Source organism: Azospirillum sp. TSH20, from assembly GCF_003115935.1.
Lineage (GTDB): Bacteria > Pseudomonadota > Alphaproteobacteria > Azospirillales > Azospirillaceae > Azospirillum.
Genome location: NZ_LGQU01000065.1, coordinates 52,449 through 63,925 on the forward strand (window position 1 = coordinate 52,449; position 11,477 = coordinate 63,925).

The window sequence follows — 11,477 nt, forward strand, 5'->3', positions numbered from 1 at the left end:
CCGAAAACACGGCCGAACACTGCGAGGATCGAGCGATGCCAAGTGGTCATACCGCGACTCGGGAGAAACACGGGCGCGAGCTGCGGGTCTGGGACCTGCCGACCCGCCTGTTTCATTGGGCACTGGTCGCCGCGGTGGCAGTCGCGATTCTGTCGGCCGAGCTTGGTGTGCTTGATGTTCATATGTTGGCGGGTGAAACAGTTCTGATTCTCGTGCTGTTCCGGCTGGTCTGGGGCGTGGTGGGCAGCCAGACCGCGCGCTTCGCCGATTTCGTGAAGGGACCGGGCGCGATCCGCGACTATCTGAGGCGGTCGCGCGCAGGCGGGGAGGCCGCCTTCACCCTGGGCCACAACCCCCTGGGCGCGCTGATGGTGGTGGCGCTGCTGCTGGTCCTGTTGGTCCAGGCGGGCAGCGGGCTGTTCACCAGCGACGACATTCTGGTCGACGGGCCGCTGGTGCCGATGGTCTCCGGCGCCACCGTGGCGCTGCTGAGTTCGCTGCACCGGCTGCTCGCCAACGGCATCTTCGTGCTGGTCGGTCTGCATGTGGTCGCGGTGTTCTTCTATTTGCTGGTCAAGCGGGACAACCTGATCCGTCCGATGGTCACCGGCCGCAAGGTCCTGCCGGCGCGACTGGCGGCGACGGAACCGCGGCGCGCCCCGGCGGCGCTGGCGCTGGCGGTTCTGGCTGCGACCGCCGGGCTGGTCTTGCTGGTGCTGCGGGCCGCTGGTTGATCCTGCCGGCCGGCGGTGAGCCGAACCTCCGCGGCATATACCGATGGATCGTGCGACAATGCGCCGTCTGGGGCTTCACGTCTTCTAGTCTAGAATAACTCCAGATTGATCCGCACGAAACGTCACGAAACCAATGAAGCCGGCCCGATTTCCGGGATCGATCGACCTTTGCCTGAATGAAGCTTCAGGTTGCGGTGAGAATGTAGGCCGGCCGGGAGACCGCCAGTCATGCACGCACAAACCGGACAAAGCCCGACCGCAGCGCTGAAGGGGCTGCTGGTCGCCACCGCCGCCGCTCTCGGCATCCTGGCCACCACCGCAGGCGCGGCGCCGGCTGCCGAATCGACGGCATCCGGGGCCGCAACTGGCGCCGCTGCCGGTGGCGACACCCTGATGGGCCGCGCGCGCGAGCTGTTCAAGCCGCTGCCCGCCACCTTGCCCGTGGTCCGCAACAATGCGGTCACCCATGAGAAGATCGAACTGGGCAAGATGCTGTTCTTCGATCCGCGCCTGTCGGCCAGCGGCGTTTTCTCGTGCAACAGCTGCCACAATCTGGGGCTCGGCGGTGTCGACGGGCTGGAGACGTCGGTCGGCCATGGCTGGCAGAAGGGGCCGCGCAACGCGCCGACCGTGCTGAATGCGGTGCTGAACGTCGCCCAGTTCTGGGACGGCCGGGCGGAAGACCTGAAGGCCCAGGCCAAGGGGCCGATCCAGGCCGGGGTGGAGATGAACAGCACGCCCGACCGCGTCATGGCGGTGCTGAACAGCATCCCCGCCTACAAGGCCAGGTTCGCCGACGCCTTCCCCAACGAGAAGAGCCCGGTCAGCTTCGACAATGTCGCCATGGCGATCGAAGCGTTCGAAGCGACGCTGACCACCCCCGCCGCTCCCTTCGACCAGTATCTGGAGGGCAAGGCCGATGCGCTGACCGACACGCAGAAGGCCGGTCTGGAGCTGTTCATCGACAAGGGCTGCGCCGGCTGCCACAACGGCGTCAATGTCGGCGGCCACGATTACTTCCCCTTCGGCGTCGTCACCAAGCCGGGGGCGGAGATCCTGCCGCCGGGCGACAAGGGCCGCTTCGCCGTCACCAAGACTGCCGACGACGAGTATGTCTTCCGTGCGCCCACCCTGCGCAACGTCGCGCTGACCGCGCCCTATTTCCATTCCGGCAAGGTGTGGGACCTGCGGCAGGCGGTTGCGGTGATGGGGTCGAGCCAGCTCGGCGCCACCCTGTCTGACCAGGAGATCGACAAGATCACCGCCTTCCTGACGGCGCTGACCGGCCAGCAGCCGCGCGTCGACTACCCGCTGCTGCCGGCCAGCACGCCGGCCACGCCGCAGCCCGTCTTCAAGTAAGGGCCCGCCAAAGAAAAAGCCCTTCCCCGCCGGAGTGGGGAAGGGCTTCTTTCGTCAGGCCAGCCGCTTATTCGGAGCGGTAGCGCTGGTGGCAGGCCTTGCAGCTGTCGGCCATGGCGCCGAACGCCTTGCCCGTCGCGGCCTTGTCGCCCGAAGCGGCGGCGACCTTCAGTGCGTTGGCGGATGCCTGCAGGTCATGCGCCTTGGCGGTGAAATCCGGGAAGTTGGCCCAGATCACTTCCTTGGCCGCCGTCTTGCCCTTGTCGGAACCCGGCGGGAACAGGGTCGGGATCTTGGCGGCGAAGGCGTCGATGCGGTCGGTGACGGGGCCGATGGCGGCGAGGTCGCCCTTGCCCACCGCGTCCTTGATCTCGCCCATCGCCTTCTTGTAGTCCTCGAACCCGGCCTTGCGGGTCTGGATGACGTCCTGGGCCAGGGCCACGCCGCCGGTCAGCATCAGCGCGGCCGACGCCGCAAGCACGATACGGGAAAACACGGTTCTTATCCCTTCTTTGAATTACGTCCCCAACGCCAGACGTTACACACCGCCACGCCGAAGCTGTCAAGTGAAGCGGCCTTGATGCTTGTGTGCCGTCATGGCGTTCATTTGTATTGTAAGAAATAATGCTGCGATGGGTGGGATTCGGGATTTGCCGGGGGCTGCATCCCAACTCTTGAATGGTTGGGAACGCCCACGACTGCGGCCCGGTACGGCGCCGCCACAGGGTGGAAAAACCGCCGATCCCTGCGGTTTTCACCGCCCGACCGGCCTTGCAACCGGGGTGGAGCGGAAGTAAGGTCCCGCCTCGCGCCTTCCACCCGGAGGGGCAGGCGTCGCATGACGTCTCCGCCACACCGTCTCCATAGCCCTGAGGGGGCCCATCGCCATGTCGATCATCGCGTCCCGCCTGTCCCGCATCAAGCCGTCGCCGACCATCGCCGTGACCAACAAAGCCCGCGAGCTGAAAGCGGCCGGTCGCGACGTCATCGGCCTGGGTGCCGGCGAGCCGGATTTCGATACCCCCGACAACATCAAGGCCGCCGCCATCAAGGCGATCGAGGCCGGTGACACCAAGTACACCGCGGTGGACGGCACCCCCGCCCTGAAGAAGGCGATCTGCGCCAAGTTCGAGCGCGAGAACGGCCTGAAGTACACGCCGGAGCAGATCACCGTCGGCGTCGGCGGCAAGCAGGTGCTGTACAACGCCCTGATGGCGACGCTGAACCAGGGCGACGAGGTCATCATCCCGGCGCCCTACTGGGTCAGCTATCCGGACATGGTGGAACTGGCGGAAGGCACGCCGGTCTTCGTCTCCTGCCCGGCCGAGCAGGGCTTCAAGCTGCAGCCCGCCGACCTGGAAAAGGCGATCACGCCGAAGACCAAGTGGCTGATCCTGAACTCGCCGTCGAACCCGTCGGGCGCCGCCTACACCCGCGCCGAGATGAAGGCGCTGACCGACGTGCTGGTCAAGCACCCGCATGTCTGGGTCATGACCGACGACATGTACGAACACCTGCTGTATGACGGCCTGGAGTTCGTCACCCCGGCCCAGGTCGAGCCGTCGCTGTACGACCGCACCCTGACCGTCAACGGCGTGTCGAAGTCCTACGCGATGACCGGCTGGCGCATCGGCTATGCCGGCGGCCCGAAGGAGCTGATCAAGGCCATCGGTGTCATCCAGAGCCAGTCGACCTCCAACCCGACCTCCATCGCCCAGGCCGCCGCCGTCGAGGCGCTGAATGGTCCGCAGGACTTCATCAAGGAGCGTGGCGAGGCCTTCCGCCAGCGCCGCGATCTGGTGGTGTCGATGCTGAACCAGGCCACGGGCATCAGCTGCCCGAAGCCGGAAGGCGCCTTCTACGTCTATCCGTCCTGCGCCGGCACCATCGGCAAGACCACCCCGGACGGCAAGGTGATCGAGACCGACGAGGATTTCGTCACCTACCTGCTGGAGTCGGAGGGCGTCGCCGTCGTCCAGGGTTCGGCCTTCGGCCTCGCCCCGCACTTCCGCATCTCCTACGCGACCTCGACGGAAGCGCTGGAAGAGGCGTGCAAGCGCATCCAGCGCGCCTGCGGCAACCTGCGCTGATCGCCGCGGCTACCGAGTAAGGAAAAGGGCCGGCATCCCATGGGGTGCCGGCCCTTTTTCCTTTGTGGGGCGCTACTTCGCGGCGAGCATCCTGTCGATGGCGCCCAACGAGAATTTCAGCACCGCTTCGTCGGCCAGCTTGCCGTCCTTGATCTTGTCGGCGACGCTGCCGATGACGACCTGCGGGCCGGCCGTCAGCCTGGCGGGAAGCGCCAGCAGTGTGTCGTTCACCTGCTGATGCGCCCGCACGCCGCCGGTGAAGGCGGGGGAGTTGGAAATGACCAGCACCGGCTTGCCGATCAGCGCCGACTTGCCATAGGGGCGCGAGGCCCAGTCGAGCGCGTTCTTCAGCACGCCCGGCATGCCGTAATTGTATTCCGGCGTGACGATGACGACGCCGTCGGCCTCGGCGATGGCCTGACGCAGGGCATGGACCTCCGCCGGGGCGTCGGGCTTGTCGATGTCCTGGTCGTAGAGCGGCAGGCGCAGGTCGCGGATGTCCATGCTGACACCGGCCGGCAGGGCGTTCTGCAAGCCGCGCAGCACGGCCAGCGAGTTGGAGTTGCTGCGCAGGCTGCCGGGCAGGCCCAGCAGTTTTGCACGCACCGTTGCATCTGTCATGAAGCGGTTGCCTTTCCTCAATTTTCGACGGGCAGTCCTGCGGGCCGCTGCCCACCCCGACCTGGGCAATGGATCCGATGGCGTTGACATGGTCGGTCCAAGCACAGCTTTCCAATAGGTTGCGGCTTTCCAACAGCTCATGGCCGAATTGTCGATACGACAGGACCCATGTGAGCGTCCGGTCCGGCTGTGACCATCTTGGGATCCGACTGTTGTCGGAGGGGACGGCTACCTAATTAGAGGGTACACAAAGGATGGTGCGCGCAACCGGGCGTGCCCATCGGTTTTGGCCGTTTGTGTGGTCGGATCGGAGATAGGGGAGGCAACATGGCGACGCGGCGACTGGATCGGGATGACCACGTCCGTAAACATCTGGCGCTGATGCTGCAGGAATGGCAGGAGCAGACCGGCCGCGACATGGCGACCGCCACCGCCGACCAGCGGCTTCAGCACTGCACCACTCTGCTGATCGACCTGCTGGGCGAGGCGGAACGGGCGGACGAAGCCGCCATGGCCCAGATCTGACGCCTGCTCTGAAGTTTGCTTTAAAGCCTGCTTTAAGACCGGGGGGAGCGGCCTCGCAACCGGGCCGCTCCGTCACATGATCGACGTTCTTACTGCGGCGCCATGCGGATGGCGCCGTCCAGGCGGATGACGTCGCCGTTCAGCATCTCGTTCTCCAGGATGTGCTGGACGAGGCGGGCGTATTCCTCCGGCTTGCCGAAGCGCTTGGGGAAGGGGACCGTCGCGGCGAGGCTGTCCTGAACCTCCTGCGGCATGTTCAGCAGCATCGGCGTGCCGATCAGGCCGGGGGCCACCGTCATCACGCGGATGCCGTGGCGGGCGAGGTCGCGGGCGGCGCAGATGGTCAGGGCGACGATGCCTCCCTTCGACGCGGCATAGGCGGCCTGCCCGATCTGCCCCTCATAGGCGGCGACGGAGGCGGTGTTGACGATCACGCCGCGCTCGCCGCTGTCCAGCGGGTCCAGCTTCGCCATGTCGGCCGCGGCCAGCCGCAGGATGTTGAAGCTGCCGATCAGGTTGACCTCGATCACCGAGCGGAAATTCTCCAGCGGCATCGGACCGTCGCGGCCGACGATTCGCTGGGCCGGGGCGATGCCGGCGCAATTCACCGCGATGCGGGCCGGGCCATGGGCGGAGCGCGCCTGATCGATCGCCCGCTCGGCGGAGGCGCCGTCGGTGACGTCGCAGACCAGACCCAGCCCGCCGATCTCGTGCGCGGTCTTCAGAACCGCGTCCTCGTTGACGTCCAGCACGGTCACCTTGGCGCCGAGACCGGCCAGATGACGCGCCGTCGCCGCCCCCATGCCCGAGGCGCCGCCGGTGACGATGGCGGACAGACCCTGGATGTTCATGGCATCTCCTCCTTAATTGCGACCGGTCCGCGCATGGCGCCGGTCTTGTGTCCAACAGGATGCGATCGCACTTGTTGTTTACCAGATGGCTCGGTTACCAGATGGTCGACCAACCATACCACACCGTATGGTGGGAGGCATCATGCCGACGATGGCGCCGTCTGCCGTTTCCGAAAGGGTTTCAGCATCCATGACAGCATCGTCCGTCTCTCCGTCCCTTGGCACCGGCACCGCACTGACGGTTCCCGATCCCGATCGGGTCGAGCGCGACGAACGGCTGGTCCGCCACCGTTTCTGGCAGAAGCTGCGCGCCAACCTGCACCGCATTCCTTTCCTGGAAGACCTGCTGGCCGCCTATTTCTGCGCGACCGATCCGGCGACGCCCTACCGGGCGAAGGCGATCCTGCTGGGGGCGCTGGCCTATTTCGTGCTGCCGGTGGATGCGGTGCCCGACTGGCTGCTTATTGCCGGCTTCACCGATGACGCCGCGGTGCTCGCTGCGGCCGTTCAGACGGTGCGCGCCAATCTGACCCCGGCCCATTGGGGGCGGGCGAAGGAGGTCCTGCGCGCCGAAACCGGTGCCGACGACGCGGGGACGGCGACGCGGGAATGACGGGCTAGGCGCGCTGCGCCCGCTCCAGCGCCGTCTTGCGTCCGTCGGCCGCGTCGCGGTGCATGGTGTAGAGGGCGGAGCCGGCAATCACCAGCGCGCCAACCCACCCCCACGCATCCATCGTCTGGCCGAAGGTGATCCAGGCGACGATGGCGGTGAAGGGCAGCCGGGCATAATCGTAGGGCATCATCGCCGAGGATTCGGCCAGCGACAGTGCCTTGGTCATTGCCAACTGTCCCAGCGTCAGCAGGCCGCCGAGCAGCACCAGCCCGCCCAGCACGCTCCAACTCGGCCATGTCCAGACGAACAGCGCCGGCACCAGGGCCATCGGGGTGACCAGCAGGCCCAGGAAGGTGACGATCACCGACGCGCTGTCCCTGCGGCTGAGCAGCCGCATCTGCAAGACGGTGGCGGCGGCGGCGACGCAATGGACGAACAGCGCCAGAAAGGCCAGATCGACCGGCGCCGCACCCGGCCTCAGCACGATCATCACTCCGGCAAAGCCGACGCAGACCGCGGCCCAGCGCCGCGGTCGCACCCGCTCGCGCAGGACCAGCGCAGCTCCGGCCGCGACGAACAGGGGGATGGCGAAGCTGACCGCCGTTGCGGTGGGCAGCGGAATCCGGGAGATCGCGTAGAACCATGCGGTCATGGCGCAGAGCGTGGTCACTGCCCGCGTCACGTAGGGTCCCAACCGCCGTTCCGCCAGAACCGCCCGGCAGGCGGGCGCTCCGGCCGTCAGCGCCCAGGGCAGCATCCACAGCAGGCTGAACAGGTTGCGGAAGAACACGACCTCCAGCGGGTTCATCAGCGTCGCGGCCCAATGCACGGCCGTATTGCCGATCCCGAACAGCAGCGCCGACAGCAGCATGTATCCGGCACCGAGCAGAAGCTGGTTGGTCGGTACCCGCATGCGTGGGCCGGCGTCCATGGGGGAGGTGACGGTCACGATCAATCGTCCCTGACAAGCCGTTTGCGTATGATCCGGTCCAGCGCGTCGTTCGCGCAGTTAGCGCAAACATCGAGCCGTTCGGAATACCGGCAGCCGGCGCGGAGGCAGCGATGATCCTCTGGAGAAAATCGCAGGGACGCAAGTAAAATGTCGGGAAGAAACGCGGCATACTCACTTATGCCGTGTGTGAGTCCGCCTGGTATGAAACCGTTCGGGGCGGGTCTGATCGGGCTGGTTCGGCGGATCAGGTCCCAGCTCAGCGGATCGAGTCGTTGTGCAGCACCATCTCGGTCGCCAGACGGGCGGCGCACAGGTCGGCCAGGGCGGTGCCGACCGCCTTGAACAGGGTGATCTGGTCGTAGAAGCGCCGGCCGGCCCGTTCGCCGCAGCTTAGTTCGAACAGGTCGCCGGCGATATCGTCGGGGTTCAGCGTGCCGGAAGACACCGGCTGGGCGATGTCGCCGGCCGCGGCCGGCGTGCGGTCACGGCTGTCGACGAAGACGCGGGCGCGGCGGATGCAGTCGTCGTCGGCCTCGCGCATGTCCGGCGTCACGCCGCCCAGCAAGTCCAGATGCTGGCCGGGCTGCAGCCAGTCGCCGCGGATCAGCGGCTCGCGCGCCGTGGTGGCGCAGGCGACGATGTCGGCACCGCGCACGGCCCCTTCCAGGTCGGCGGTCGCCTCGATGCGGAATTTCGGCCGGTGGAAGCGGGCGGCGAGCTTGCGCGCTTTCTGCGGATCCCGTCCCCAGACCAGCACATGGCGGATCGGCTGCACCGCGGTGTAAGCCTCCACCAGTTCCAGAGCGAGCGGGCCGGTGCCGACCACCAGCATCCGCTCCGCATCCGGCCGCGCCAGATAGGAGGCGGCGAGCGCCGAGGATGCCGCGCCGCTGCGCCGGCCGAGCGTGGCGGAGGAGTCCATCAGCACCTGCGGCACGCCGGTCTTGCCGTCGACCAGCAGATAGACGCCCTGGGTCTGCGGCAGGTCGCTGCCGGCATTGTCGGGAAAGACACTGTCGATCCGCACCCCGATCGCCTGATTGACCTCCCAGGCGGGGGCGATCAGCAGTGCGGCGTCACCGGTGCCGTAGGTCTCGACGCGGTGCCGATGGGCCGGCGGGGACTCCACGCCGGCGCGGAAGGTCTGCCGCAGGCGCTCGATCAGCATGCGGTGGTGCAGAACGGATCGAAGCTCGGCGCCGCTGACGGTGCGCATGGAACCCCCTTCCGCCGACCGGCATCCTGTCCCACCCCCGGACTGTACAAGCGCGGGGAGGGGGAGCCCTGCGACTGGCGACGCTCAGTGGACGGTCGGCGCGTTGTTTTCGGCGGCCGGGACCGGCAGGGCGGAGCCGGGCAGAGTGCCGGAGACCGGTCCGGAAACCGGGCGGGTGCTCTCGGCCAGACGCTTTTCGGCGGCGGCGGCACGGGCCTGCGCCTCCTTCAGTTCACGCTCCAGATACAGGACGCGGTTGCCCTCGCGGCGGGCGCGGCGGCGATGGCGGCGCTGGCTGTTCCAGACGATGAAGCCGCCGGCCAGGAAGCCCAGCACCAGCGCCACCAGCGTGGCCAGATAGACCGGCGTGGCGAGCGTGAAGGGCAGCGGCCACAGCGACAGCGTCACGATCCCGCGGTTGGAGATCGCGAACAGGATCGCGACGAGGGCCACGGGAATGGTGACGATCCAGGAAATATGGCGCAAGGCGAAGGTTCCTTGAGAGATACGGCAGGGAGAATGGCCGGGCCGGCGCTCACTCCGTGTTCAGACGCTCGCGAAGCTGCTTGCCGGTCTTGAAGAAAGGAATGCATTTCTCGCCGACGTCAACCGATTCTCCGGTCCGGGGGTTGCGACCCGTGCGCGCGTCCCGTTTCTTGATGGAGAAGGCGCCGAAGCCGCGCAGTTCCACCCGGTCGCCGCGTGCCAGCGCTTCGGTGATCTCGTCGAAGATGGTGCCGACGATCTTCTCGATGTCGCGCTGGTACAGGTGCGGGTTCCGCTCCGCCAGCCGTTGGATCAGTTCCGACTTGGTCATGATCGTTGACGTTCCCCCATTCGATGCGGGCGCTTATGGTCGGGCCGCGCCGCGCTTGGACAGCAGCGTGCCACCGGCCGCATGAGGCGTCAAGCCCCACCCGCCGTGCTAAGCCGTTACGACACAATCGTTTTTCCGGACGGTGGAAGTGGATTGCCGCCTGATTTCCCCAAACCGGCCAAAGGGTCGCGCGGCAATCTCCGGCATGGATCGTGACGGAAATTTGAAAGCAATCAACGGCTTCGCGAAAGAAAACCCGGTGCGGGCTCAGGCGCCTCCCAGCCGCGTCCCCTCCAAGATCGCACCCTCCAGCACCGCCGACGAGCGGTCGCAGCCGGTCAGGTCGGCCAGGGTCAGGTCGCTGCCCTTCAGGTTGGTCTGCATCAGCGAGGCACCGGCAAGCCGCGCCCGCACCAGCGACGCACGCATCACCTTGGCCCCGGCGCTGACCAGCAGCATGCCGAGATTGGCGCCGTCCAGCCGGCTGTCGATCAGGATGGCGCGGTCCAGCTTCACCCCGCGCAGGTCGGCGCGGCTGAGATCGGCGGAGCGCAGGTCGGCGCCGTCGAACTGGGCGGCCTGAAGTTGGGCGCCGTTCAGCCGGGCATGGCGCAGCCGGGCGCCGCTGCCCTTGGCCAGCGTCAGGATCTTGCCCGTCAGGTCGGCCCCCTCCAGGTTCAGCCCGGTCAGGTCGAGCTGGCAGCCCTGCTTGCCGCTGGTGCCCAGCCAGATCATGTGCTGGCGCAGCATGCTGTCCAGCTGATCGACCGGCAGGGCCGGCAACTCGTCGGCCGTCGTCTCCTCGGGTTCGGGCTCGGGTGCCGGAGCCGGGGGCGGTGTCTGCCGGGCAGCAACGGCCTGCTCGTCGGTGCGGATCGCCTGTTCCAGCCCGTCCTGATCCAGGCTGGCCCCGTCGAGGATGGCGCCGCGCAGGTCGGAACCGTTGAGGTCGGCGCCGCGCAGGTCGGCGCCGGAGAAGTTGGCGTCGCGCAGGTCGGTGCGGTCCAGCCGGGCGCCGGCCAGCCGGGTGTTGGTGAAGTCGGCCGCCCGCGCGAAGCTGCCCGACAGCTTGGCCCGCGCCATGTCGGCGTTGGTCAGCTTCGCCGACGCCATATCTGCCGGGCCCGGGTCGAAGCCCACCACCTTCAACTCGCCGGCGCTGTTGCGGTTGACCATGCTGCCGTCGCGCAGGTCGACCTCCACCATGGTGGCGCCGTCCAGCTTGGCGCCGCGGACGTTGGCGCCGCGCATGTCGGTGCGGAACAGCCGCGCCTCCGACAGGTCGGCCCCGCGCAGGTCGGCGCCATAGAGGTCGGCATGGTCCAGCACCGCGCCGCGCAGGTCGGCGTCACGCAGGATGGCACCGGCCAGATGGGCGCCGGTCAGGTTGCGGCCGGCCAGCGACAGGCCGGACAGGTCGAAGAAGGGCAGGTTGGCACGGGCGCCGTTCGGGCGTCCCTCGGCGAATCGGACATGGCGCTCGCACACGCGGTCGAGCTGGTCCTGGGTCAAGCGGATGCGGGATTTGCCGTCTTGCGCCATGGCCGGTCACGCGAACAGGGCGTCGATGTCGGCCTGGGAGATCCCGCCGCCACCGTCGCCGCCGGCCGGGGCGGCGGGCGGCGGAGGGGGCGGCGGGGCCGGCTTCGCGACGGGGGGTGGCGGAGGGGGAGGCGGAGGAGGAGGGGAGGGCGCCACG

At 67.8% G+C, this 11,477-nt stretch carries 13 protein-coding genes; 5 read left to right on the forward strand and 8 right to left on the reverse strand.

Going from position 1 to position 11,477, the window contains the following annotated elements:
- The first annotated feature begins 35 nt into the window (after nt 1-35).
- On the forward strand, nt 36-734 hold the full coding sequence (locus TSH20_RS18615; RefSeq protein WP_109076123.1) for a cytochrome b/b6 domain-containing protein: 699 nt from the start codon (nt 36-38) through the stop codon (nt 732-734).
- Between the two features lie 228 nt (nt 735-962).
- The gene (locus tag TSH20_RS18620) at nt 963-2,093 is read left to right on the forward strand and encodes a cytochrome-c peroxidase (protein WP_109076111.1); all 1,131 of its coding nucleotides are present in this window, start codon (nt 963-965) and stop codon (nt 2,091-2,093) included.
- A 67-nt stretch (nt 2,094-2,160) separates the two neighbouring features.
- Here TSH20_RS18620 and TSH20_RS18625 read toward each other — a convergent pair whose 3' ends face one another.
- Complete coding sequence (locus tag TSH20_RS18625) at nt 2,161-2,589, reverse strand: cytochrome c (protein WP_109076112.1); 429 nt, start codon at nt 2,587-2,589, stop codon at nt 2,161-2,163.
- 391 nt (nt 2,590-2,980) lie between these two features.
- Here TSH20_RS18625 and TSH20_RS18630 point away from each other — a divergent pair, with 391 nt between their 5' ends.
- Nucleotides 2,981-4,183 carry an aspartate transaminase gene (locus tag TSH20_RS18630; RefSeq protein WP_109076113.1) on the forward strand — a complete coding sequence of 401 codons (1,203 nt, stop codon included), beginning with the start codon at nt 2,981-2,983 and terminating at the stop codon, nt 4,181-4,183.
- A 72-nt stretch (nt 4,184-4,255) separates the two neighbouring features.
- Here the strand turns inward: TSH20_RS18630 and TSH20_RS18635 are convergent, their stop codons facing one another.
- Nucleotides 4,256-4,804: an NAD(P)H-dependent oxidoreductase gene (locus TSH20_RS18635; protein WP_109076114.1), complete on the reverse strand. Its 549-nt coding sequence runs from the start codon at nt 4,802-4,804 to the stop codon at nt 4,256-4,258.
- 327 nt (nt 4,805-5,131) lie between these two features.
- Here TSH20_RS18635 and TSH20_RS18640 point away from each other — a divergent pair, with 327 nt between their 5' ends.
- Nucleotides 5,132-5,329: a hypothetical protein gene (locus TSH20_RS18640; RefSeq protein ID WP_109076115.1), complete on the forward strand. Its 198-nt coding sequence runs from the start codon at nt 5,132-5,134 to the stop codon at nt 5,327-5,329.
- A gap of 89 nt (nt 5,330-5,418) precedes the next feature.
- Here the strand turns inward: TSH20_RS18640 and TSH20_RS18645 are convergent, their stop codons facing one another.
- Nucleotides 5,419-6,180 (reverse strand): SDR family NAD(P)-dependent oxidoreductase, encoded by a 762-nt coding sequence (locus tag TSH20_RS18645; RefSeq protein ID WP_109076116.1) that lies wholly within the window; start codon nt 6,178-6,180, stop codon nt 5,419-5,421.
- A gap of 190 nt (nt 6,181-6,370) precedes the next feature.
- Between TSH20_RS18645 and TSH20_RS18650 the strand changes: the two genes are divergently transcribed.
- A complete protein-coding gene (locus TSH20_RS18650) occupies nt 6,371-6,793 on the forward strand; it encodes a YkvA family protein (protein ID WP_109076117.1) in 423 nt (140 codons plus the stop codon).
- Between the two features lie 4 nt (nt 6,794-6,797).
- Here the strand turns inward: TSH20_RS18650 and TSH20_RS18655 are convergent, their stop codons facing one another.
- From TSH20_RS18655 to TSH20_RS18675, 5 genes are all read right to left on the reverse strand, one after another.
- The gene (locus tag TSH20_RS18655; RefSeq protein WP_247871262.1) at nt 6,798-7,742 is read right to left on the reverse strand and encodes a DMT family transporter; all 945 of its coding nucleotides are present in this window, start codon (nt 7,740-7,742) and stop codon (nt 6,798-6,800) included.
- A gap of 259 nt (nt 7,743-8,001) precedes the next feature.
- Nucleotides 8,002-8,961, reverse strand: a complete 960-nt coding sequence (locus tag TSH20_RS18660) for an ornithine cyclodeaminase family protein (RefSeq protein WP_109076118.1) — start codon at nt 8,959-8,961, stop codon at nt 8,002-8,004.
- Nucleotides 8,962-9,045: 84 nt separating this feature from the next.
- Nucleotides 9,046-9,447: a lipopolysaccharide assembly protein LapA domain-containing protein gene (locus TSH20_RS18665; protein WP_109076119.1), complete on the reverse strand. Its 402-nt coding sequence runs from the start codon at nt 9,445-9,447 to the stop codon at nt 9,046-9,048.
- A 49-nt stretch (nt 9,448-9,496) separates the two neighbouring features.
- The gene (gene ihfB, locus TSH20_RS18670) at nt 9,497-9,778 is read right to left on the reverse strand and encodes an integration host factor subunit beta (protein WP_085090428.1); all 282 of its coding nucleotides are present in this window, start codon (nt 9,776-9,778) and stop codon (nt 9,497-9,499) included.
- 267 nt (nt 9,779-10,045) lie between these two features.
- Nucleotides 10,046-11,320 carry a pentapeptide repeat-containing protein gene (locus TSH20_RS18675; protein ID WP_109076120.1) on the reverse strand — a complete coding sequence of 425 codons (1,275 nt, stop codon included), beginning with the start codon at nt 11,318-11,320 and terminating at the stop codon, nt 10,046-10,048.
- Nucleotides 11,321-11,477 lie beyond the last annotated feature (157 nt).